Genomic DNA, 22,773 nt, shown 5'->3' on the forward strand with positions numbered 1-22,773 from the left:
GGCCCCTCACGGCCCCCGCGGGCCGTGAGGGGCCGTACGCGCTCTCGTGCTTCACACCGTCCCGGGCAGCGTGTGGACGCCCTCGACCGTCGCCTCCACGTCGAACACCGTGTACTGCACCGGCGCCCGCCCGATCAGCTCGGCCGCCCGCGGGGCCAGCGGCTGCGCCGCCGCCTCCGCGGACTCCCACAGCAGCACCGCGCCCCAGCGCTCCGTCGCCGGGTCCGCGATCCAGAACTTCAGCCGCAGCCCCTCGACCGCGGCGAACCGGTCGACCGCCTCATCGCGCAGGTACGCCCGAAGCGAGTCGATGCTGTGCCCCGAGCCCTTCAGGTCCCACCAGGCCACAGTCGCCTTCATGCTCATACGGTCTGCTCCTGGAGCAGTCCGGACAGGGCCTCGCTGACGATGCGGATGCCGTCCTCCGTGAGCACCGACTCCGCGTGGAACTGCATCGAGCGGAAGCCGGGCCCCCGCAGCGCGTGCACCTCCCTGGTCCCCGGCTCCCGGCACACCTCGACCGTGCCGATCCCCGGCACCTCGACGGTGTCCGAGGCGCTCTGCGCGGCGAAGGTGTTGTAGAAGCCGACCCGCTCGCGCCGCCCGAACAGCTCGATCTCCCGCTGCACGCCCTGGTTGGGCTGCTCCCGGCGCTTCAGCGCGAAGCCCAGCTTCGTGCTGAGCACCTGGTGGCTGAGGCAGACCGCGAGGAACGGCCGCCCCTCCGTGAGGAGGGTGTCCACCGCGGACCGCAGGTGCGCGATCTTCGGGTCGTCCACCTCCCGCGGGTCGCCCGGCCCCGGCCCCATCACGACCAGGTCGTACGGGGCGAAGCTGTGCGGCTCGTCGAACCGGCGGACCGTGACGTCGGCCTCCATGGCCCTCAGCTGGTGTTCGATCATCGCGGTGAAGGTGTCCTCCGCGTCGACCACCAGCACCTTGCGGCCCATGAGCAGCGGGACCGGCCGGGCCCGGGAGGTGTCGTCGTCCAGCCAGAACCCGGCGATCGTCGCATTGCGCCGGCTCAGGGCCGCCCGTACGTCCGGGTGGTCGCCGAAGCGGCGCGGCCCCGACGGCTCGAACATCGCGAGCAGGCCGGCCGCCTTCGCCCGGGTCTCGGCGACCTCGGACAGCGGATCCGAGTGGCGCACGAGGGTGGCGCCGACGCCGATGCGCATCCGGCCGGCGGCGTCGATGTCGGCGGTGCGGATCAGGATCGCCGAGTCCAGCGTCCGCTCGCTGTTCTCGTCCTGGCCCATCAGGGCCAGCACACCGCTGTAGTAGCCGCGGCCCTGGGGCTCGTACTTCTTGATGACCCGGCCCGCGCTCTCCAGCGGGGACCCGGTGACCGTCGGTGCGAACAGGGTCTCGTGCAGGATCTCGCGGGGGTCGCGGGAAGTACGGCCCTCGATGAAGTACTCGGTGTGGGCGAGGCGGGCCATCTCCTTGAGGTACGGCCCGACGACCCGGCCGCCCGATGCGCAGATCCGGGCCATCATCTTCAGTTCCTCGTCGACGACCATGTACAGCTCGTCGGCCTCCTTGCGGTCGGCGAGGAAGTCCATGACGCCGGGCAGTTCGGGCCCCGACGCGGGGAACCGGTACGTGCCGCTGATCGGGTTCATCACGGCCCGGCCGCCGGAGAGGCTCACGTGCCGCTCGGGCGAGGCACCGATGAGGGTGCGCTCGCCCGTGTGCACGATGAACGTCCAGTACGCGCCGGTCTCCCGCTCCAGCAGCCGGCGGAAGAAGCGCAGCCCCGCGGCGGTGGAGTACTCGCTGATGTCGGCCACGAAGGACCGCTTCATCACGAAGTTGGCGCCTGCGCCGGTGCCGATCTCGTCCGCGATGACGCGGCGAACCGTTTCGGCGTAGGTGTCGTCGTCGATGTCGAAGTCGCCGCCCGTCGCGAGGTGGACGGGGGCGTCGGGGATCCCCGCCAGGACGGCGGCGAGCGGCACCTGCGCCTGCTCCTCGATCACCATGGCGAGCAGCGGGGTGCCGTCGTCGGGCGCCTCGAAGCCGCGCTCGGCGAGCTGCCGGTACGGGACCAGGGTGAGCACGTCCTGGCGGACGCCGGCGCCCGCCTCGACGTCCCGCAGCGGGATGTCGGCGAGCGTGGCCGCCTCGGCGAACTCACCGAGGAAGAGGTCGAGGTGCCCGGTGACGGTGGTCTCCGGACGGTGGATCAGCGCGAAGGCCGGCGGTCGGCCGGTCAGGATCCGGCCCAGCAGGTCTCCGGTCATGCGGATTCCCCTCCCGCTCCCGCATAGGCGGCCACCCGGTCCGGGAGGGCCGTCAGGAGCTCCTTGGTGGTGATCAGACGGGCGCAGCGGCCGGCGGCGTACTCGAGCGCCATCCGATGCTCCTCCCAGCTGAAGTCGGCGACGGCGTCGGCGACCAGGAAGGGCTGGATGTCGTTGGTGAACGCGTCGACCGCGGTCACCAGCACGCCCACGTGCGCGTACACACCGCAGAGGATCAGCTGGTCGCGGCCCTGGGCGCGCATCCGCTCCAGCAGATCGGTCTTGAAGAAGGCGCTGTAGCGCCACTTGGTGAGCATCCAGTCACCGGCGGCGGGCGCCACCGGGTCCACGACCTGGCGGTGCTCCGGGCTGGGCTGCATGCCCGGGCCCCAGAAGTCCCCGAGCAGTCCGCGCTCCTCGGGGGTCATACCGCCCGGCTGCGCGGTGTACGCGACCGGGATGCCGAGCTCGGCCGCGCGTACGCGCAGCGCGCCGGCGTTGCGGGACAGGTCCACGACGGGCTGCTCGCCCGCGGGGAAGGGGGCCAGGAAGTACTTCTGCAGATCGTGCACCAGCAGGACCGCGCGGTCCGGATCGATCTCCCAGTCGACGCCGGAGGCGGGCAGGTCGGCCGCCGACGGCATCGGATAGGGGTTGATCGCAGGTATGCCTGCCATGCGTTTCTCCCTCTCGTTCACGCTCTCGTTCACGGTTCGCTGACTGGTTGCACCGGTCTCAGGCACCGAGCGCCGCACCGCCGTCGACGGTCAGGTCGTGCATCGTGATGTGGGCGGCCTTGTCGGAGAGCAGGAAGACCACCGCCTCGGCGACGTCCTCGGGACGCGCCAGCTTGCCCAGCGGGATCCCGACGCGGTACGCGTCCGGAACCCCGTCGATGGAGGCCCGCGCGCTGCTCTCGTCCTGCCACATGGAGCTGAGCATCGGGGTGTCCGTCGAGCCCGGCGCCACAAGGTTCGCGCGGATGCCGAACTTGGCGACCTCCAGCCCCAGGCACTTGGTGAACATCGTCGCGGCGGCCTTGGAGGCGGCGTACGCGGACATCTCGGTACGGGCGGTGCCCGCGGCGTTGGAGGCGATCGTGACGATCGCGCCCCGGCGGCGCGGCACCATGCGGTTGACGACGGCCCGGGAGACGAAGAAGACGCCCGTGGTGTTGACCGCGAACGTCGTGCTCCACTCCTGGTCGGTCAGGGTGCGTGCCTCGGCCAGCCGCAGCACGCCGGCGGCGTTGACGAGGAAGTCGAGCGGACCGACGAGCGCCTCGACGTCGTCGACGAGCGATTCGACGTCGGCGCTGGAGGTGACGTCGGCCGGGAACGGATCGACCCGGCCGCCCTCCTCCGCGACGGACTTGGCGACGTCGCGCAGGCGGTGGGCGTCCCGGTCGACCGCGGCCACCCGGACGCCCCGGGAGGCCAGGGCGCGGACAATCGCCTCGCCTATGCCGCCGGCCGCTCCGGTGACCAGAGCGATCTTTCCTTCCATGATGGAGAAACCCCCTCTTTCTCTTCGGTCTCAGCCGCGCCAGGCCGAGGCGACCTCGACGGCCTGGTCGACATTGAGGCGCGGGTCGCAGAACGAGGTGTACTTCTCGCCCAGTTCGTCGACGTGGTATTTGTCGGAAACGCATTCGTGGACCAGGTCCGGGGTCGTTTCCAGGTGGAGCCCGGCCGCCACTCCGCCGTTGTCGACGACGGCCTTCTGGAATTCCTCGACCTCGCGTACGACCGTTTCCACATAACGGGTCTTGACGCCGCCCGGCAGGCTGACGGTATTCCCGTGCATCGGGTCGCACAGCCACAGCACCGGGTGCCCGGCGTCGTGCACCGCGCGGACCAGCTCCGGCAGCTTCTCGGCGGCCGTGCCCTGGCCCATCCGGGAGATCAGCGTGAGCCGGCCCGGCTCCCGCTCCGGGTCGAGCCTCCCGCACAGCTCCACCAGCTCGGCCGGGGTCATCTTCGGACCGACCTTGGTGGCGACCGGGTTGGCGATGGTCGCGAAGAGCTCGATGTGGGCGCCGTCCAGCTCGCGGGTGCGCTCGCCGACCCACGGCCAGTGCGTCGAGGTCAGCAGCACCGAGCCGTCCGGCTGGGTGCGCAGCATCGGGCCCTCGTAGTCCAGCAGCAGCGCCTCGTGGCTCGTCCACACCGGGGCCTCGGCCGCGGAGGGGCGCCCCTCGCCGTGCCAGCCGAGCCAGCCCATGGCCCCGGCGGCCGCCCGGTAGCCGGCGACCAGGCGCCGGGGGTCGGGACGGCGCAGCTCGGGGTCCGGCTCCGGGCTGTTGACCATGTGGCCGCGGTAGACGGGCAGCTCGATGCCGCCGACGGTCTCGGTCGGCTGGGAGCGCGGCTTGCCGAACTGGCCGGCCAGCCGGCCCACCCGTATGACGGGCTTGAGCGAGCGCGTCTTCATGACACCGGCCAGCACGTCGAGGAGCGCCGCCTTGCGCGCCACATAGCCGGGAGTGCACTCCGCGGGGTCCTCCGCGCAGTCCCCGCCCTGGATGACCTGCACCTCGCCCCGCGCGGCCGCGGCGAGCAGGACGCGAAGGGCTTCGACGTCCTGAGGACGAACGAGTGCGGGCGCTTCGGCGAGTTCGGCCCTGGCGTTCTCCAGGGCGTCTTCATCCGGCCAAACGGGCTGTTGGCCCGCGGGCAATGATTTCCAGCGTGCAACACCGTGCATGCGGCACCTCCCAGTGCTGAACCTGCCGTGACATCAGATGCAGCCAGAAGTCTGTGAAACAGGCATTCGGGGGAACCACAAGAGATTCGCCACTACGTCAGGTGGGGCCGTATTCGGTCAGGTTGAAAGCAAGGGCCCGAAATAAACCTGACGCAGTACCCGGGCGTAGGGCCGCGGTCGCCGTCGAACCCTTTAAGGTCCGCACACGTGAGAGGACACGGGACCTGGAAGGTCCGGTACTTGACACACCATCAACAGTTCAGTTCATACAGATGTCATGACGTTCTAAGGTCGTGTTCGTGGTTAGTCAAGGAGCTGGAGCGCTGCTGAAGCAACTGGTGTCCGAGGGGGTTTCGCCGTGGCTGAGCACGCAGGACCCCGGGGACTTCGACGCCGGAGCCCGGTACCCGACCCTGGGCGCCCACTTCCACAACGCCCTCGCGCCCGCGGGCAGCAGCGTGGCCCAGCTCCGCCGCGCCTGCGATGTCCTGCTGCCCGTGTACGAGATCAGCAAGGGCGCGGTGGGCCAGGTCTCCGTGCCCGTCTCCCCGCGCCGCGCCCATGACGTGACGGCGATGGGCGAGGCGGCCCGCGCGGTGCACCGGGCGGTGGACCGCCCCAACGCACTCGTCCGCATCCCCATGACCCCGGCGGGTCCCCGGGTGCTGTCCGACTGCCTCGCCGAGGGGATCGGGGTGCACGCCTCGATGGTCTTCTCGGACGAGCGGTACGCCGAGGTGCTCGACGGCTACCTCGACGGGCTGGAGCGGTCCCTCTCCTGCGGCCGGCCGCTGGGCGCCGCCCCGATGGTGGCCTCCTTCCCGGTGGGCCTGCTCGACGTGGCGGTCGACGCCCGGCTGGACGAGCTCAGCGTCGGCCCCCGGCACGAGGTGCGCGGCGCCGCGGGGCTGGCCGTGGCCCGCACGATGTACCGGCTGCGCGAGGAACGGCTGTCCGGGGACTGGTGGCGGGTGCTCCGGGCCAACGGCGCCCCGCAGCCGCGGCTGCTGTGGGGTACCGGCGCCGACGGCGGCGTGGGCGCCCTGGTGGGCTGGAACACCGCGCTCGCCCTGTCCGTGGACACCCTGGAGGCCGCCGCCGGCAAGCCGGAGCTGACCGGTGACACCCTCCTCAACGCCGACGGGGAGGCGGCGTGCGCCCTCCGGGCCCTGGAGCGGCTCGGCGTACCCGCCCGTCAGGTCGCAGCCGTGCTGGAGACGGAGGAGCTCACCCGCCTCCAGCACGGCTGGGGGGTCAGGACGGGATCCGGTCTCGCCGCCTCTCCGGGAACCGGGTATTCGTCAGCGCCAGCAGCGGAGCCGACTTGACGGCCGTCTCCTCGTACTCGGCGGCCGGATCGGACAGGGCCACCACGGCCCCGCCGACCCCGTACCGGACGCGGTCGGCGGTGACCGTGGCGGTACGGATCACGATGCTCAGGTCCGCGGCGCCGGACAGCGAGAAGTAGCCGATGGCCCCCGAGTACACCCCGCGCGGACCCGCCTCCAGCCGGTCGATGATCTGCATCGTGCGGATCTTGGGGGCCCCGGTCATCGACCCGCCCGGGAAGGCGGCCCGTACGCAGTCCACGGCCGACAGCTCCGGCCGCAGGCGCGCCCGTACGGTGCTCACCAGCTGGTGGACGGTGGCGTACGTCTCGACCCGGAACAGCTCCTCGGCCTCGACCGAGCCCGGTACGGCGCAGCAGCCGAGGTCGTTGCGGACCAGGTCGACGATCATGAGGTTCTCGGAGCGGTCCTTCTCGTCGGTCAGCAGGTCCTCGATGAGCTCCGCCTCCTCCTGCGGGGTGCTGCCGCGCGGCCGGGTGCCCTTGATGGGCGAGGACTCGACGAGCCCGTCGCGGGCGACGCGCAGGAACCGCTCGGGCGAGGTGCTGAGCACGGACAGCTCGCCGAACTGGAGCAGCGCGGCGAACGGCGCCGGGCTGGTGCGGCGCAGGGTGCGGTACGCGGCCCAGGGGTCGAGGCGGGCTTCGGCCTCGGCCATGTTGGTGAGGCAGACCTCGTACGTCTCGCCGGCGGCGATCTCCTCCAGGCAGGAGTCGATGAGGTCCAGATAGGCGCCGCGGTCGTGGCGCAGCCGGATCTCCCCGCTCGGGGCGGTCGGCCGGGGGGCCGGCAGGCTCAGGCCCGCGAGCTGGGCCAGCCGCTCCGCCGTGCCGATCAGCCAGGCGTCGGCCGCGGCGGCGGACTCCTCCGCGGTCCCCTCCACCAGGGCCAGCAGGTGGGTGGTGTTCCCGACGTGGTCGAAGACCAGGGCGCGGTCGGCGAAGACCATGGTGGCGTCGGCCACCGGCGAGCGGTGCACGAGATCGCCGCCGCATTCGGCCTTGAGCTCGTATCCGAGGTAGCCGACCCAGCCGAGCGCGAAGTCGAAGGGGAGCTCGGGGAGTTCGGTGTGCAGGGAGCGCAGGTCGCGGTCGACCCACTCCAGGAAGGGGGCGGCGACCAGCTCGCTCGCGCCGCCCGCCGACTCGACGGTGACGCACCCGCTCCACACGTCGGCCGTGGCGACCCGGGCGAGCGGCCCGGTGGCGTCGCCCATGACCGAGAACCGGCCGCGGTCGCCGCCGGGCAGGCTGCTGTCCAGCCAGTAGGCATGGTTGTTGCCGCGGAAGAGCTGGTCGTAGACGGTCTCGGGGGACCAGCGGGTGGGCAGCTCGCGCGTGACCAGCCGGAGCCGGCGGACCGGGACCTCGGCGGCGGGCGCGGGAGCGGTGTCGGCGGCGGGTGCGGTGGCAGGTGCGGCGGCGGGGCGGCGGGCCCGCGTCGCGTGGCGCTCGTGGTGCTTGTGGTTCGTGTGATGCGCCTGGTTCGCCTGGTGCGCGCGGGTCAGACCGGCGAAGTTTGCAAGCAGCTCGATCCCGTACTGACTGCAAATCGATTCGGGGTGGAACTGCACTCCCCACATCGGCCGCGTCCGGTGCCGCAGCCCCATCAGGATGCCGTCCGGCGTCCACGCGGTGGCCTCGAGCTCGGCCGGCAGGTCCGTCACGGCGAGCGAGTGGTACCGGACCACCTCCATCGGGGAGGGCAGCCCGGCGAACAGGCCCGTGCCGTCGTGCAGGACGGGCGAGGTCCGGCCGTGCCGGGGCTCCGGCGCACGGGCGACCGTGGCGCCGTGCACGTGCCCGATCCCCTGGTGGCCGAGGCAGACGCCCAGCAGCGGCAGCGGGGAGCGCTCGACGATCTCGGCGCAGATGCCGAAGTCGGCCGCCCTGCACGGGGTGCCGGGGCCGGGCGAGACCACGACGTTGTCGAACGCGCCGAGTTCCGTCATCTTCCAGTGCGGGTCGTCATTTCGAACGACTTCCGGCTCCTGACCATTGACCTCGGTCAGATAGTGGAAGAGGTTATAGGTAAACGAGTCGTAGTTGTCCACGAGCAGCGTGCGCATGATGAAATATCCCCCCGTCTGAATCAGGCCGAGATTGGCTTGATTTCGAGCAGCATGTGCTCGACCATGTCCTCTCCGTACTCCCCCTCGCGGACCCGGTGGCTCGCCACGGTCGACAACTCGCGGCCGCTTCCGTCCGCCATCTCGTGCAGTGCCGCCAGGTCGCCGCGGTCGCTGAAGTGGAGCAGGACCCGGCCGCCCGGGGTGGTCCAGTGCACGGCCTGCTCCAGATACCGGCGGTGGGCCTGGTACCCGGTGTCCACGTATGCCCGCTCGTGCACCGACTTGTACTCGTAACTCTCGGGCCCCATCACGTAGTTGGAGCTCCAGAAGACGACATCGAACCGCTCGCTCTCGCGCAGTCCGGAGAACAGGTCGCTGTGCAGCGCCTGCAGACGGTCCGCCACCCCGTGCCGCTCCGCGTTGACGGAGGCGTTCTCCACGGCGGAGGGGCTGATGTCGGCCGCCACGACCCGCTCATATCCGGCCAGCGCGGCAGTCACGGCGATCACGCCGGTGCCGCACCCTATCTCCAGGAATGAACCCGAACGCGGGCTTGGTGCAAGCTTGTTGAGATCGAGCAGCTCGAGGGCCACACCCGTCGAAGGGGAGTAGACGGGGGCGAAGACCTCGTCGAACAGGTCCCACTCGCGGTCGCCGAGCGTGAACACCCGCGGCCGGTCCTGCCGGGTCAGCGACAGCCGGCTGCGCAGCAGCGACCGCTCGTAGCTCTGGAGCTGAGACAGCTGTGACACCTGAGACATGCGAACTCCCCCAAGGAAACATCAGGCTGTTGGTGGTGCCGATGGTGGTGCCGGCACCGGAACGCTCAGTGAGCAGCCTGCCCTTGAGTCAGCCTCGACCAGAAGGTGTTCACGTGACAGCATCACTCATGGACCGTGGTGATCCGATCACCCTCCGCGTCGCTGACCTGGATCGCTTCTCGAGTGTTTCTTGACCGGTTCTTGCCCCAAGAGATACTTTCAGGCAGGCCAGGGATTGCTTGCACTCGGGTTGGTGCAATCGTGAACGGCTTTTATGGGGGTCGGGGGAGAAGTCGTGGTTGACCACGCTTACGAAATGCTGGAACTGCTGAACAGAGAGGCGCCCGCGGCTGCCTTCGACGACGTGGTCCGCAAAGCCCGTGAGTCCGGCCTGTCCGGGGCCGCCCTCGCCCAGCTGACCAGGGCCCGAGACCAGAGTCTCGGCATCCGGGCCCTCTTCGTACGCCGCCAGCAGCGCGAGGCCGGCCTCGCCGCCCTCGTGGACACCGCGCGCGACCTGACCCTGCCGTACGACCTCGACGAGCTGCTGAAGGTGATCACCCGACGGGCCCGGCTGCTGCTCGGGCTCGACATGGCCTGGGTCAGCTTCGACGACCTCGACGCGCAGTGCTCCAGGGTGCGTTCGGCCGACGGCCATGCCTCCGCGCTCACCATCGGGTTCGCCATTCCGCTGACCGGCGGGGGCGTCGGCAAGCGCGCCGCGGACGGATCGGCCCCGTTCTGGTCGGCCGACTACATGAGTGACAAAACCTTCCAGCACAGCCCCGTCATCGACGAAGTGGTGCAGGCCGAGGGCCTGCACGCCGTCATGGCCGTCCCGCTGCGGCACGCCGGAACCACCCTGGGCGCCTTGTACGTCGCGGACCGGAACGTCCGGCACTTCACCCCGGACGAGGTGTCGCTGATGAGTTCGCTCGCCGACCTCGCCACCGTTGCGATCGAAAAGGCCCGGCTGCTGGAGCAGACCCGGTACGAGGTCGTGGAGCTGGAGCAGGACACCTCCCGGGCCCTGGACTCCTCCACCACCGCCCGCCAGCTCCGCGAGACGCACGGCCGCCTGCTCGACCTGGTGCTCCAGGGCGGCGGCCTCGGCAATCTGGCCGCCGAGGCGGTCAAGGGCTTAGAGGGCACGCTGCTCGTACGGGACGCGGCCGGCCGCAACCTGGCCTGCCCCGGCGGCGAGCCCCCCGAGCTGGACGAGTCCGAGATCCGCACCGTCCTGCTGGACGCGCACACCGACCGGCAGCCGCGCAGCACGGGCGACGGGGTGTGGGTCGCCTCGGTCGCCGCGGGCGACGAGATGCTGGGCACGCTCATCCTGGTCTGCGACGAGCCGGTCACCGACCGCCAGATCCAGCTCCTCGCACTCACCGCCCAGGTCACCGCCGTGGTGCTGCTGATGGAGCAGGGCATGGCCGCCGCCGAGGGCCACATGCGGGACGAGTTCTTCCACGACCTGCTGCGGGGCACCTCGCTGTCCCCGGTGCAGATCGCGGAGCAGAGCCGGCGCCTCGCGCTCGACCTCGACGAACCCCACGTGATCGTGATCGCCCGGCCCGAGGGCGGAGTCCAGGGCCGCGTGCTCGCGTGGGCCGCCTCGTACGCCAACCGCCACCACGGCCTCAAGAGCGTGGACGGCGACATCGTGGTGCTGCTGCTGCCCGGCACCCAGGCCGGGTCCATCGCCCGTACGGCCTCCAAGGAGCTCTCCGAGGTGCTCGGCAAGCCCGTCACGGCAGGCTCCGCCGGTCCCGTCGACGATCCGGCCGGCATCGTCCACCTGTACCAGGAGGCCCGCCGGGTCCTGGACGCGGTCGCGGCGCTCACCGGCCCCGGCAGCACGGCGTCCCCCGGGGAGCTGGGCTTCCTCGGCGTCCTGCTCTCCGAGAAGCCGAACATCGCCGGATTCATCAACGACACCATCGGCCCCGTCCTCGACTACGACGACCAGCAGTACACCGAGCTGATCCGCACCATGGAGGCGTACTTCGCCTCGGCCAACAGCCCCTCCAGGGCGGCCGAGTCCCTGCACGTCCACCCGAACACGGTCTCGCGCAGGCTGGAGCGGATCACCGAGATCCTGGGCGAGGACTGGCAGAAGCCGAACCAGGCCCTCCAGGTGCAGCTGGCCCTCCAGCTCCAGCGGACCCGGCAGGCGCTGAACAAGGGCCCCCGCGGCGACCAGCCCCGGCAGACCATCGGCTGACCGCCGGCCGGCCTCCGGCTGGGCCAGCGGCCGGCGGCCGGCGGCCGGCGGCCTACCGCTCGCCGGCCCCCTGGGTGAGCACCCGCACCGCGTGTGCGGCGGAGGCCAGGGTGGTGTGCCGGTGCCAGCCGCCGAAGGAACGGCCACCGAAGTCGGTGAGCCCCACCTTCTGCGAGACGTTCGCGAAGTCCGCCTCGACGTTCTGCGCCCGCTTCGCGAGCCGCAGCAGCCCGCCGGGAGGCGCCTGCGTCATGTCGGTGACCCAGCACTGCTCGGGCCAGCCGCGCGGATCGCTCCACTCGCCGAACAGCAGCAGCGGCCTGGGCGCCTGCGGCAGCTCCACCCGTACGCCGACCACCAGCGTGGTGCGCTGCTGGAGGGTCAGCGGGTCCACCCAGGTCACCGGGCGGCGTAGCGTGCCCGCCATCAACAGCAGCTGGTGCGCCGCGAGTTCCCGGTTGCCGCTGCTCGGCAGGACCGGGTCCACGCAGCGGACCCGCATCGAGCCGCGGGCCGAGGCCACGAAGTGCGTCCCGGCCGGCCCGAACCGGCGGGCCACCGCGGCCGGATCGACGTCGGGCAGGTCGAACACCACCGGGCGGCGGATCTGCCCGACCCAGTCGCGCAGTTCCTCGACGGCTCCGGCGGCGCATTCGAGCGGGCTCGTCGCCAGTTCCGACTCATGGACGTTGGGGGAGAGGGGGCCGACGCTGTCGCGCCACTTCTGGGTGAGCGCGAGCCGCCAGTTCACCGGGCAGCTGTGCTCCTCGCCGACGGACCAGACCCCGAACGCCACCTGGCTGTTGACCATCTGGCCCCGCTCGGGCACGAAACGGCGGGCCACCCCGACCGACTCCGTGCCGGCCTTGGAGATGACCACCGGCTGCACGACCCAGGCCCGGGGGCGCAGCGCCCGCTCGAGATACCGGGCGAGGGCCGCCCGTACCGGACCCCAGTCCCAGGTGGACGAGACCACGAAGTGGTGCAGGCTCTGCTCGGCCGCCCGGTCGCCGACATGCGCCGCGATGTTGCGTATCGACTTGCGCCCCTCGGCCTTCAGGAGACCGCGCAGGTACACCTCCCCCTTGCGCCGCTGGTCGCTGCGCGGCAGCGAGGCGAACAGCTCGGCGCAGAGTTCGGCCACGACCAGGTCTGGTACGAACCGGCTGCTCAGGGTCTCCAGGCGTTCGAGACTCGGTGCGCTCATGACGGATACATCCCTTCCCCCGACGTTCTCTCCAGCCCCTCAACCCTGCGGTCGGGGGAGGCGGGAGAACCAGGTGGACCCGTCACACACATTCGGCCCGGCATGCACGGCGGACCATCAGCCCGAAAGAACCAGGCGAACCCGAATCATCATTCGATGCAGCGCACCACAACCCTTTGGCCAGGGCAGCAACGATTCGCAGCCGGGTCGAGCCCCGCTGGAGCCGAGGTGGACCACCCACCCCACCCGCCCCACGCCCGGGGCATACGCCGCCAGAGGTGCCCGCCCCACCACGCCACGGCCCTGGCGTGGTGACCGGCCCACCACTGGGCAGCTCAGATCACAGCGTGCGAGCGAAGGACGCCCAGGCCAGGTCGGTGATCTCGACGACCGCCCCGTCGGCCCGCTTGCTGTCCCGGACGGCGACGGTCCCGGCCACGTTCGTGGCCACCTCGACGCATTCCCCGCTGGAAGCGCTGTAGCTGGACTTCACGAACTCGAACTGCGTCATGCCTGAAACCCTTTACGAATGTTGTCGATCAGATCGATGGAGTCACGAGGAGCCAGGCTCATCCTGGCCGTGCGGTCGAAGTACCGGCTGTACTCGGCACTCTGCTCACGGCTCTCGACCCAGACCGTGGATCCGATGACATCGACGTGGACGACGTCCATTGCGTCCGCCTCCGCGAACGAGATGACATTGAAGGGCCCGACGATGCACGGATGCCCACCTGCACGGAACGGCAGCACCTGCACGTGAACGTTCGGCATGTCGGCCAGTTGCAGCAAGTGGGCAAGCTGCGCACTCATCACTGCGACGCCGCCGACCTCCTGTCGCAGTGCCCCCTCCCAGATCACCGCATGGACCTGGAGCGGCACGTCACTCCACAGCCGGTTCTGACGCTTCACACGGATGGCGACGACGCGCTCGATGTCGTCCGGGTCCTGCCAGAACTCGTCGCTCACGGCGAGGGCACGGGCGTAGTCGGCGGTCTGGAGCAGGCCGGGGATCAGGGACAGCTGCCAGGTGCGCACTTTGGTCGCGACGTCCTCCATCGCAATGTACTCCGCCATCGAACCGGCATCAGGTGAGTGCTGCCACCAGCCCTTGGCCTTCCGACGCTCGCGATCCAGCTTGGCCAAAGCGAGCAGACCGCCGACAACTGCCTCGTCCGTCTCCCCATAGAGCTTGCACAGAGCCACGACATCCGGGTCCCTGAACGGGACCCAGCCGCGTTCCATCTTGGCGACCTTCGCCGCCGTCGCGCTGAGCACCTGCGCCGCCTGCGGCTGAGTCAGGCCCGCCGCGTCCCGGAGGCGAAGCAGCTCACCACCCAGCCGTCGTGCCAGCACCGTAGAGACCCGGTTGCCCAACGCTGTCTGACTTGCCGCCACTTGAACCACCTCCATGTACCGGAAGCAGTCTTCCCGCGCCACTCGCTCGGCACAACTACCACCTGGGGATAGATATCTCCGGAAGAGCTTGCGCAAAAAGTTCGGCAACCCCTACCGTCGGTGACGAACTGCTCACTGCCCAAGCTCAGTTGGCGGAAGTGCACCGTGCTGCCCGCACGGCGGAGCCACCGCCCATCGGAGGTGCACGTACACATGGACGAGCCGACGCGATGCGACGTGCGGAACTACCCGCCCCGGCAGGACTCGGTGCCCGCGGCCCGGCGGCGAGCCGCTTGGCTCGCGGTGGCGTGGGGGCTGCCCCAGCTGGCATCGGATGCGGCGCTGCTGACCAGCGAGCTCACCACCAACGCGCTGCTGCACGGCTCGCTGCGGGACCGGTACCTACGGGTCGAGGTACAGCTCACAGGAGCAGTGCTCCGCATCGCGGTCACCGATCCGAAAGGCGAGCGGCGGCCCGAACTGCGAGCGGCGGCCGACGATGAGCAGTACGGCAGGGGGTTGCAGATCGTGGGCGCCGTCGCGGAGCGGTGGGGGGACTCCGAGAGGGTCATCGGCAAGACGGTATGGGCCGAGCTCTGCGTCGGTGGGCCCCGTTAGGGTTGGCTCGTATGGGGACCTGGATCGCGCCGAGCGCCGTCGAGAGAGAACTGTACGAGGCCAAGAGCGCCGGCGAGTGGGGCCGGTACCTCGACGTACTCGCCCGCGCCGAGCTGTTCCTCCCCCAGCCCCGCACCCAGATCGACGCCGAGCCCACCCAGGCCCGCTTCCACCCGGTCGGCCACACCCTCCCCGTCTACACCCGCGGGATGCTGCCCGTCCCCACTCCCGAGACCGCCTTCGTACGTCAGAGCCTGGCCTGGTTCGCCAACGCCTGGGACCACCGCGACCCCCCGTACCTCGCCGTGAACCCCGGCAGCCCCGCCGAGGCCTACCTCACCACCGGCCCGGCCGACCTCGCCCGCTGGCGCGCCCACTGGGACGCCGCGACCACCTGGGGCCTGGCGCCCGGCGCCGTGCACGCCCTGCACACCGGCGGGCCCCTGCACGGGCCCGTCGCCCGCGGACTGGCCGTGGGCGCCCATCTCGCGGTGAGCAACGGGGAGTTCTGGAACGCACTCGCCTACCACGGCAGCGGCTACAACCGCGAGCGCGAACGCCTCCGCAAGTCCTGGGGCATCACCACCCGCGAGGACTGGCTCGACGTCCTGCACCGCATGCTGAACGCCGAGATCGTCAGCCCCGTCTGGGAGTTCGTCCTGCGCATCCGCCGGATCCTCGCCTCCGACTTCGCCGGGCCCGTCGACGTCGAGCACTGGCGGCACGCCGCCGAGGCCAGCCTGCGCCGCAGCGCCGAACAGGCCGCCGAACCGCAGCTCACCCCCGACGGGGTCACGGTCGCGCAGCCGCGCCCCACCGCGGAGGTCGAGGGCGAGGTCGCCGGCGTACAGCGCCTCATCGGGCGCATCGCCCGGTACGAGCAGCGCTTCCGGGCCGACGGACTGCTCCCCGAGGGGGGTTACGTACGTTCCGTCGAGGGCTGGGACATCGGCCGGGCCTCCCAGATGGCCCGCTGGGGCCTCGGCACGCGCTATGGCACGCTGGAGGAGGCGGAGCGCGCGGTGCTCCGCGCCGGGGAGGCGGCCGGTGACACGTACCGCTCCTGGGCGGAGTTCTCCGCCGGCTACTTGCTGGGCCGGTGCCTGCACTTCGACGAGGAGGAGTTCGGGGAGTGGTACGCCGGCTCCCTGGCCACGCACCTGACGCTGACCACCGAACCGTCGAGCCCCTGGCTCAACATCCCGTGGAACTAGGGTACTTCATCACTTCGTAGGCGTGGGCGATTCATAGGCGGAGGGCTAGTGCTCGGCCATGTCCGTAAGTTCCGCGAGGGGTTTCTGCTGCATTGAGCCGCGCACCTGTTGCAGACCGTACCGATCAATGGCTTTCTTGTTTCGATTAGGGTCCCTCAGGTCAAAATCAACCTTCAAGCCAGGCGGCTCCACAACCACATAAATGTACGGCCAGTCCTTTTTGTGCACATACCACAGAGTTATACGCTGACGGCCTCGAGTTGCATTGAGGATCTCATTGCTGTTCGAGATGTCGGTCTGATACCTGAAGTAGTGCTGATCCGCCTGGCCCGGCTGGTCCGCCTGGTCCGGCCCCCGAGGATCCCTTTCCTCCCCTTCCTCTATGAGCTGCCTCAGATTCTTGCCAGAGCGCTCATAGTTGCCAACTATCACCATCCGGTCCTTCCTGATCGCGTACAGCTCGGCCTCGACCTTTACTTTCTCGTATTTCGACTCATGCGACTCATTGACCGCGATCTCGGCGACCTCGTCCTCCGAGAATTCCTCACCCGGATTCAATGTCCGCCCCGGCGGCATCATGAACTCACCGTCACGGATCAGTTCGAAGTGCGGCTTCTTCTTGGCCGGGATCCAGCCGTGGACCCAGTAGATACTGCCGAGGATGTAGACGGGAATCTGGCCTGCGTTCTTCACCGACAGATGAACCGGCAGATACATCTTCGTCTCCCCCTCGTTCAGACTCGGTTTCCCGAAGGTGGCTGCACTGTTCACGACCGGCGATGTCGCGTAGGGGAGATATATTTGCGTATACGTCACGTTGGGGATGGCAAGGAGGCTGGAGATGATCACCCCGGCCACTATGCGCTTCGGATGGGGAATCGCCTTCCACACCCGGTCGCGGACGAGTATGACCAGAGCCCCCACGGACAGCATGGTGAAAATCACCCAAAGCGGCACGTACCACGTGTATGTCCCTCCCTCGATCAACTGCATGAGCAGCATGAACGAGCCGACGGCAATAGAGCCCAACGCGCCGATCAAAGTGATCATCCCGGAATGGGCCACTTTGCGCTTGTGCCAATAGTCAACAGCGGCCAGTGCGGCAACGATTTCCAGCGCGGCGGCAAGAAGGAATATTATTCCAGTGATGCGTCCGGAGTAGGTGAGGGCGCCGAAGATGTCCATCATGCCGATCAAGAAGAGCATGCCCGCTGTCGCCAAGAGGCCGAGTGCCATCAGACCGCCGACGGTATACCGGTAACGCGGGTTGTCCGGCCAGACCGTGCAGTCCCCGCCGATCCAATGGATGTCGTATCCGGATTCCAGGCCGGCGCGGTCTATGAGTCTTCCCAGCTCCTTGATGGAGCGGACATTCCCCGCGTCCTTGCCGTCGACGGTGACGTGCCGCCAGCCGAGGCCATTCGGTCGATCTACGGCCACCACGGATGTGCTCGCCATGACACCAGTCTGCCGCCGTATGCCGGTGAACGCCTCTGGAGTGCGCCCGCACCCGATCGGAGTAACGTCATGACCCATGGCCCGCCTCACAGGAGGTCCCCATGCATACACGACTTCTCGGCTTCGCCGCCGCCGTCATCCTGGCCGTTCTCGGCGTCATGAGCCCTGCCGCACAAGCCGCCGCGCCCGCTGTCGATGCGCCCACATGTCTCGCCAGCAAGGGCACTGTGGAGTACAACTCCGCAACGGGCCTGTGGACGTGCATCGACGGCGAACACGACGGCGAACCCATCGACTGACAGGGGCACCCCGCCCCGACTTCGCCCAGTCGGAGCGCATTCCTGTACGGACTCGGCAGCCCCCAACTAGCCTCGCCCGCATGACGATTGAGTTGAACGAGACCGTACGCGGCCTGCTGGACTCCCCGCACCCGGCGGTGCTCTCCACCCTCAACCCCGACGGCAGTCCTCAGAGTTCGGTGGTCTGGGTGGCCCGGGACGGGGCCGATGTGCTTGTGTCCACCGAGCAGGGCCGCCGCAAGGAGCGGAACATCGCGCGTGACGGGCGCGTCGGGCTGACCGTCTTCGACACCGCCAACCCCTTCCTCTACGTCGAGATCCGCGGGACGGCCACCCTCGCCGAGGACGCGGGCCGCGAGGTCGCCATCCGCATCTCGGAGCAGTACCTGGGGCCGGGCGCCGGCAAGGAGTACGCCGAGGCACCGTCCGAGAACGTCCGCGTCGTCGTGCGCATCACCCCGACCAAGGTGCTCGGCAACGCCGCCAAGGCCGGTTAGAGCCGGCTAGGGCAGCAGCGCCCTGACCTCCGACCAGGCGTCCACCGCCTCCGCGAGGGGGTCTCCGTCCGGGAGGTGGTGTCGTGCGAGGGCCGTCCAGGGCAGCAGGAGCTTGATGCGCCGCAGGTGCCGGATGCGGGGTCGCGGCAGGTCCCGCCAGATGCGGGCCTCCGCGGCCGCCTCGGCCGGGGTCAGGTCGATCACCGCCAGCGCGTCGCGGCAAAGGGATACCGGGTCGCCGCCGCGGCCCGGGCCGAACTGCCGGATCAGGTAGCCCCGTACGGCGGCCACCTCGACCGCGCGGTCCAGCTCGTGCGACCCCGCCCACTCCGCCTTGCGGTAGGTCGCGGCCAGCGCCACCCGGCCCCAGCGCAGCCGCGTCTCCTCGGGCAGCCAGTCCCCCTGCATCCGGCCCACGGCCAGGGTCCGCAGCGTCAGCGGATGCGGCTCGTCCTGCAGCGGCGGGTCGGTGGCCAGCCAGGCCTCGATGTCCTCGAGCGCATGCCCCCCGGGCGGGACCGCGGTCAGCACCTGACCCCGGGTGAGCAGCGCGACGAGAGCGCCCGTGAGGTGGACCCTGGCCACGTGCCCCGCGTCGAAGAAGGCCACGGAGCGCCCGTACCGCTCGATCCGCCGCAGGCCGAGCCGCAGTTCCCCGGCGGCGTAGACCTGTCCGGCGCGCGCGACCCCGCCGAGGCAGCGGACCACGCACACGCCGCCCGTGACGTCGGCCTCCTCGACGGAGTACACCTGCAACTCGGCGATGGCCACCCCGGCCCCCCTTCCCCGGGCGGGAGGCTACCTCTCACCGGCCCCCGCCCCCCCGCCCACCGCCCACCGCCCACCGCCCACCGCCCCAGGGACGGCTCCCAGGTCAAATCACCCCGTGGAGACAGGCCATGTGATGAGATGGCTGGCGCGATCACATGATCACGTGATCACCATTTTCCTGGGGGGAAACTCATGCGCGCATCCGGCGCCGCGGCGCTGGCCGCCATCGTTCTGGCCGGCAGCACCCTGCTGCCCATCGGTACCGCCGCTGCGGCGAGCGGTCCGCAGGTGGGGGTCGAGAGCACCTACTTCTCCGTGTCCAACTACCGCCTCGTCGACACCCGGGTCGGCAACGGAGCCCCGTCCGGCAAGGTGGGCACGGACAGCGTCACCAAGATCGACATAGCCAATGCGTTCCGTCTGGGCAGCGGCGCCGTCCCGACCGCCGTAGTCATGAACGTGACCGTCGTCGACCCGACCGTCGACAGCTTCGTCACCGCCTACCCGGACGGCCAGGCCAGGCCCGTCGTCTCCAGCCTCAACTTCACCGCGGGCCGGACCGTCACCACCAACCGCGTGACCGTGCAGGTCGGCGCCAACGGGGTGGTCGACCTCTACAACCACGTCGGCAGCGCCCACCTGGTCGTCGACCTCCAGGGCTTCTACACCGCCAAGGGCGCCAACGGCGCCTACCCGGGGGCCACGTTCACGATCGGCACGCCCAAGCGACTGCTCGACACCCGCACCGCCATCGGCGACCGCCAGGGCCGCGTGGGCGCCGGCGAGCAGAACGCGCTCGCCGCGGACGTCTCGTCGGTCATGGACCCGTCCCAGCCCGACACCGAGCTCGCCCTCCAGGTCACGGCCACCGCGCCGACCGAGGCCAGCCACGTCACCGTCTACCCGGCCGGGCAGCAGGTCTGGAACACCTCCGACCTCAACTTCGGGCCCGGCCAGACCGTCACCAACATCTCGTACATGGACGTGGGCCGCGGCGGCCTCGGCCTGTACAACAACGCCGGCGAGGTCGACCTGATCGTCGACTACATCGGCCGGTTCAAGCGCCACGTGCCCGACGGCGAGGCCGGCACCAGCGGCCTGTTCGTCCCCGCCAGCCCGACCCGCGTCCTGGACACCCGCATCGGCCAGGGCGCCCCGGCCGGCAAGGCCGGCCCGGGCTCCAGCACCCGCGTCAAGGTGACCGGGCTGAACGGCGTCCCCGCGAACGTCGCGGCCGTGGTCGTCAACCTGACCTCGACCAACGCCACCGAGGACGGCCACATCACGGCCCACGCCGCCGGCACCCCCGCGCCGAGCACGTCCAACCTGAACTACCGGACCCGCACGGACGTCGCCTCCATGACGATCGTCCCGGTCAGCGCGGACGGCTACATCGAGCTGTACAACCCGCACGGCCGCACCGACCTGGTCGTCGACGTGCAGGGGTACTACACCTCCTGAGCCTCCAGCACCAGGCGGATCTCCGTGACCTCGTAGCCGGCGCGGTCGAACGCCGCGGCCATGGGCACGTTGACGGTGTCCGTGGTCGCGGTGATGCGCTCGGCGCCCGCGGCCGCGTGGAAGCGGGTGATCTCCGCGAGGACCTCGTCGATCAGGCCCCGTCCGCGCTGCTCCGGTACGACTCCCAGGTAGCCGACGTTGCGGTGGTACGGGGTCGCGGAGGGGATGGCCATGCCCGCGAGGGTGCCGTCCGGGAGGTCGGCCAGGCGCCACCAGGAGCGCTCGCCGGGGCAGTCGAGGTAGAACTCGACGTCCTCGCGGGCCAGCTGCTCGGCGTCCATCGAGCGCAGTTCGTTCTGTGTGTGCAGATCCAGGCTGCCGGCCGAGAGCCGGACGAAGGCCTCGAGGAACTCCTCGTCGGTGCCCTCGCGGAACACCAGGCGCCCCGTGGGCTCCGCGGTCCCGGCGGCCGGGCTCCACTCGTAGCGCAGCCGCTCGATCTCCCGGGTCAGCCCCGCCTCGTACGCGGCCTCCTGGCGCCAGGCGACGGCCTCGACCAGGTCGGGGCGGGTCCGCCAGTCGCCGGGCAGCGAGACGTTGTAGAGCGGCAGGTTCCCGAAGGCCTCGTGCCCGGCGGCCAGCAGGGCAGCGGCGACGCCCGCCGGGTCGGCGACGGATTCCCGTACCTGGAGGCAGTCGAGCGCGATGGGGCGCTCGCTGTCGGCGCGGCCCCACCACAGTGCGCGGGCCAGGATCTCGCCGTTCTCGTCCTCGGCGCACCAGATCCATTCGGGACGGAACCGGTTCTCGGCGAGCTCCTCGCGGATCTTGTCGGCGGACAGGGCTTCGACGGGCCCGTCGGCCGGGTAGGCGACGGCGCGGTCGATGTCGGTGGGGTCTGCGATGGCAGCGCGGTAGGTCACGGTCACGGCCTGATGATCACACCGGGCAGAGCCCCTGGCCAAGACTTTTCCGGTACGCCGAAGGCCCCCTCGCAGTGCGGTGGCGAGGGGGCCTTCGGATGCGCGCCTGTGAGCAGGTGCCGCTACGACCAGGTGATGAGCCTGCGCGGGTGCTCCAGGACGGCCGCGATGTCCGCCAGGAAGCGGGAGCCGAGCTCGCCGTCGATGAGCCGGTGGTCGAACGACAGCGCCAGCGTGGTGACGTGGCGCGGCTTCACCTTGCCCTTGTGGACCCACGGCTGGAGCTTGATCGCGCCGACCGCGAGGATCGCGGACTCGCCGGGGTTCAGGATGGGCGTACCGGTGTCGACGCCGAAGACGCCGACGTTGGTGATGGTGATGGTGCCGTTCTGCATGTCGGCCGGGGAGGTCTTGCCGTCGCGGGCCGTGGTGACCAGCTCGGACAGGGCCGCCGACAGCTCGGGCAGCGTCTTGGCGTGGGCGTCCTTGATGTTCGGGACGATCAGGCCGCGGGGGGTGGCCGCCGCGATGCCCAGGTTGACGTAGTGCTTGAGCACGATCTCCTGGGCCGCCTCGTCCCAGGACGCGTTGACGTCCGGGTTGCGGCGGACGGCCACGAGGACGGCCTTGGCGATCAGGAGCAGCGGGTTGATCCGCAGACCGGCGAGGTCCGGGTCGTCCTTGAGCTCCTGGACCAGCTTCATCGTGCGGGTCACGTCGAAGGTGATGAACTCGGTGACGTGCGGCGCGGTGAACGCGGAGCCGACCATGGCCTGCGCGGTGACCTTGCGGACGCCCTTGACCGGGATCCGGGTCTCGCGGGCCGTAGCCCCGCCGGGAACCGAGGCGGGAGCCACGGCCTGGACCTGGGCCTGGGCGGGCACGGCGGCAGCGGCGGCCGGAGCCTGCGCGACCGCGGCCTGCGGGGCGATCGCAGCCGCGGCGGCGGCGTGCACGTCCTCGCGGGTCACGACCCCGCCCTCCCCGGTGGGCGCCACGGAGGCCAGGTCGATCCCGAGGTCCTTGGCGAGCTTGCGCACCGGCGGCTTCGCCAGCGGGCGCTCCCCGCCGGCGTGGCCGTTGCCGTTCAGCCCGGCGGCCGCGGCGGCGGTGCCGTTCTGTGCGGCGGCGGGCGCGGCCGGCGCGACGGGCGCCGCCGCGGCGGACGCGCCGGGCGCCGCCTTGCGCGGACGGCGCTTCGTCGAGGCCTCGGAGACGCCGTAGCCCACCAGGACCGGCTGACGGGCCGCAGCGGCCGGCGCCTCGGCGGGAGCCGCGGCCGCAGCCGGGGCGGCCACCGCAGCGGCCGGGGCCTCCGCCTCGGCCGGACCCGTCTGCACGGAGATGATCACCTGGCCGACGTCGACCGTGGTGCCCTCCTCGAAGAGCAGCGCGTGCACGACCCCGTCGAACGGGATCGGCAGCTCCACGGCCGCCTTCGCCGTCTCGACCTCGCACACGACCTGGCCGTCGGTGACCGTGTCACCAGGCTGGACGTACCACTTGAGGATCTCGGCCTCGGTGAGGCCCTCGCCCACGTCGGGCATCTTGAATTCGCGGATGGTCATGA

The 22,773-nt window shown here is 70.5% G+C and carries 21 protein-coding genes; 7 read left to right on the top strand and 14 right to left on the bottom strand.

Annotated elements, in window-relative coordinates; all coding sequences use genetic code 11:
* Window positions 1-51: 51 nt before the first annotated feature.
* The 5 genes from OHT74_RS19330 to OHT74_RS19350 are packed head-to-tail and all read right to left on the bottom strand — an operon-like array spanning window position 52 to window position 4,952.
* The gene (locus OHT74_RS19330; RefSeq protein ID WP_266999504.1) at window positions 52-360 is read right to left on the bottom strand and encodes a hypothetical protein; all 309 of its coding nucleotides are present in this window, start codon (window positions 358-360) and stop codon (window positions 52-54) included.
* 2 nt (window positions 361-362) lie between these two features.
* The gene (locus OHT74_RS19335; RefSeq protein ID WP_328620905.1) at window positions 363-2,246 is read right to left on the bottom strand and encodes an anthranilate synthase family protein; all 1,884 of its coding nucleotides are present in this window, start codon (window positions 2,244-2,246) and stop codon (window positions 363-365) included.
* Window positions 2,243-2,923 carry an isochorismatase family protein gene (locus OHT74_RS19340; RefSeq protein ID WP_266665667.1) on the bottom strand — a complete coding sequence of 227 codons (681 nt, stop codon included), beginning with the start codon at window positions 2,921-2,923 and terminating at the stop codon, window positions 2,243-2,245. The genes OHT74_RS19335 and OHT74_RS19340 overlap by 4 nt, the downstream gene beginning before the upstream one ends.
* A 58-nt stretch (window positions 2,924-2,981) precedes the next feature.
* On the bottom strand, window positions 2,982-3,752 hold the full coding sequence (locus OHT74_RS19345) for a 2,3-dihydro-2,3-dihydroxybenzoate dehydrogenase (RefSeq protein ID WP_266665668.1): 771 nt from the start codon (window positions 3,750-3,752) through the stop codon (window positions 2,982-2,984).
* Window positions 3,753-3,782: 30 nt separating this feature from the next.
* Window positions 3,783-4,952: a 3-deoxy-7-phosphoheptulonate synthase gene (locus OHT74_RS19350; RefSeq protein WP_266665669.1), complete on the bottom strand. Its 1,170-nt coding sequence runs from the start codon at window positions 4,950-4,952 to the stop codon at window positions 3,783-3,785.
* A gap of 338 nt (window positions 4,953-5,290) precedes the next feature.
* Here OHT74_RS19350 and OHT74_RS19355 point away from each other — a divergent pair, with 338 nt between their 5' ends.
* Entirely contained in the window at window positions 5,291-6,280 is a 990-nt protein-coding gene (locus tag OHT74_RS19355; RefSeq protein WP_328620906.1) for a transaldolase family protein, read from the top strand.
* On the opposite strand, the gene pabB is transcribed toward OHT74_RS19355, so the two are convergent.
* Together pabB and OHT74_RS19365 are read right to left on the bottom strand one after the other, a co-directional pair.
* A complete protein-coding gene (gene pabB / locus OHT74_RS19360; protein ID WP_328620907.1) occupies window positions 6,207-8,369 on the bottom strand; it encodes an aminodeoxychorismate synthase component I in 2,163 nt (720 codons plus the stop codon). The genes OHT74_RS19355 and pabB overlap by 74 nt on opposite strands.
* A gap of 23 nt (window positions 8,370-8,392) precedes the next feature.
* Window positions 8,393-9,133, bottom strand: a complete 741-nt coding sequence (locus OHT74_RS19365) for a class I SAM-dependent methyltransferase (RefSeq protein ID WP_266665672.1) — start codon at window positions 9,131-9,133, stop codon at window positions 8,393-8,395.
* Window positions 9,134-9,428: 295 nt separating this feature from the next.
* Between OHT74_RS19365 and OHT74_RS19370 the strand changes: the two genes are divergently transcribed.
* Window positions 9,429-11,360, top strand: a complete 1,932-nt coding sequence (locus OHT74_RS19370; RefSeq protein WP_328620908.1) for a helix-turn-helix domain-containing protein — start codon at window positions 9,429-9,431, stop codon at window positions 11,358-11,360.
* A 52-nt stretch (window positions 11,361-11,412) separates the two neighbouring features.
* On the opposite strand, the gene OHT74_RS19375 is transcribed toward OHT74_RS19370, so the two are convergent.
* The 3 genes from OHT74_RS19375 to OHT74_RS19385 all read right to left on the bottom strand — a co-directional run bounded on the left by OHT74_RS19375 (window position 11,413) and on the right by OHT74_RS19385 (window position 13,962).
* Complete coding sequence (locus OHT74_RS19375; protein ID WP_266665674.1) at window positions 11,413-12,567, bottom strand: IS701 family transposase; 1,155 nt, start codon at window positions 12,565-12,567, stop codon at window positions 11,413-11,415.
* Between the two features lie 340 nt (window positions 12,568-12,907).
* Entirely contained in the window at window positions 12,908-13,078 is a 171-nt protein-coding gene (locus OHT74_RS19380) for a DUF397 domain-containing protein (RefSeq protein ID WP_328620909.1), read from the bottom strand.
* Window positions 13,075-13,962, bottom strand: coding sequence for a helix-turn-helix domain-containing protein (locus tag OHT74_RS19385; protein ID WP_328620910.1), 888 nt, complete (start codon window positions 13,960-13,962; stop codon window positions 13,075-13,077). Before OHT74_RS19385 ends, OHT74_RS19380 begins: the two co-directional genes overlap by 4 nt.
* Before the next feature lie 213 nt (window positions 13,963-14,175).
* Between OHT74_RS19385 and OHT74_RS19390 the strand changes: the two genes are divergently transcribed.
* Together OHT74_RS19390 and OHT74_RS19395 are read left to right on the top strand one after the other, a co-directional pair.
* Window positions 14,176-14,580 carry an ATP-binding protein gene (locus OHT74_RS19390; RefSeq protein WP_328620911.1) on the top strand — a complete coding sequence of 135 codons (405 nt, stop codon included), beginning with the start codon at window positions 14,176-14,178 and terminating at the stop codon, window positions 14,578-14,580.
* A gap of 11 nt (window positions 14,581-14,591) precedes the next feature.
* Complete coding sequence (locus tag OHT74_RS19395) at window positions 14,592-15,794, top strand: DUF1266 domain-containing protein (RefSeq protein WP_328620912.1); 1,203 nt, start codon at window positions 14,592-14,594, stop codon at window positions 15,792-15,794.
* Window positions 15,795-15,839: 45 nt separating this feature from the next.
* Here the strand turns inward: OHT74_RS19395 and OHT74_RS19400 are convergent, their stop codons facing one another.
* Window positions 15,840-17,252, bottom strand: coding sequence for a hypothetical protein (locus OHT74_RS19400; protein WP_328620913.1), 1,413 nt, complete (start codon window positions 17,250-17,252; stop codon window positions 15,840-15,842).
* A 101-nt stretch (window positions 17,253-17,353) separates the two neighbouring features.
* On the opposite strand from OHT74_RS19400, the gene OHT74_RS19405 reads away from it, so the two are divergent.
* The gene (locus OHT74_RS19405; RefSeq protein WP_328620914.1) at window positions 17,354-17,551 is read left to right on the top strand and encodes a hypothetical protein; all 198 of its coding nucleotides are present in this window, start codon (window positions 17,354-17,356) and stop codon (window positions 17,549-17,551) included.
* Window positions 17,552-17,631: 80 nt separating this feature from the next.
* Complete coding sequence (locus tag OHT74_RS19410) at window positions 17,632-18,048, top strand: PPOX class F420-dependent oxidoreductase (protein ID WP_266665680.1); 417 nt, start codon at window positions 17,632-17,634, stop codon at window positions 18,046-18,048.
* Window positions 18,049-18,054: 6 nt separating this feature from the next.
* Here OHT74_RS19410 and OHT74_RS19415 read toward each other — a convergent pair whose 3' ends face one another.
* Complete coding sequence (locus tag OHT74_RS19415) at window positions 18,055-18,819, bottom strand: hypothetical protein (protein WP_328620915.1); 765 nt, start codon at window positions 18,817-18,819, stop codon at window positions 18,055-18,057.
* A 192-nt stretch (window positions 18,820-19,011) separates the two neighbouring features.
* Between OHT74_RS19415 and OHT74_RS19420 the strand changes: the two genes are divergently transcribed.
* Window positions 19,012-20,280: a hypothetical protein gene (locus OHT74_RS19420; protein WP_328620916.1), complete on the top strand. Its 1,269-nt coding sequence runs from the start codon at window positions 19,012-19,014 to the stop codon at window positions 20,278-20,280.
* On the opposite strand, the gene OHT74_RS19425 is transcribed toward OHT74_RS19420, so the two are convergent.
* Both OHT74_RS19425 and OHT74_RS19430 read right to left on the bottom strand, forming a co-directional pair.
* Window positions 20,268-21,203: a GNAT family N-acetyltransferase gene (locus tag OHT74_RS19425; protein WP_266999502.1), complete on the bottom strand. Its 936-nt coding sequence runs from the start codon at window positions 21,201-21,203 to the stop codon at window positions 20,268-20,270. The genes OHT74_RS19420 and OHT74_RS19425 overlap by 13 nt on opposite strands.
* Window positions 21,204-21,325: 122 nt before the next feature.
* Window positions 21,326-22,771 (bottom strand): dihydrolipoamide acetyltransferase family protein, encoded by a 1,446-nt coding sequence (locus tag OHT74_RS19430; protein ID WP_328620917.1) that lies wholly within the window; start codon window positions 22,769-22,771, stop codon window positions 21,326-21,328.
* Window positions 22,772-22,773: the final 2 nt, after the last annotated feature.

The sequence above is a fragment of the Streptomyces sp. NBC_00354 genome, from assembly GCF_036106915.1.
Classification (GTDB): domain Bacteria; phylum Actinomycetota; class Actinomycetes; order Streptomycetales; family Streptomycetaceae; genus Streptomyces.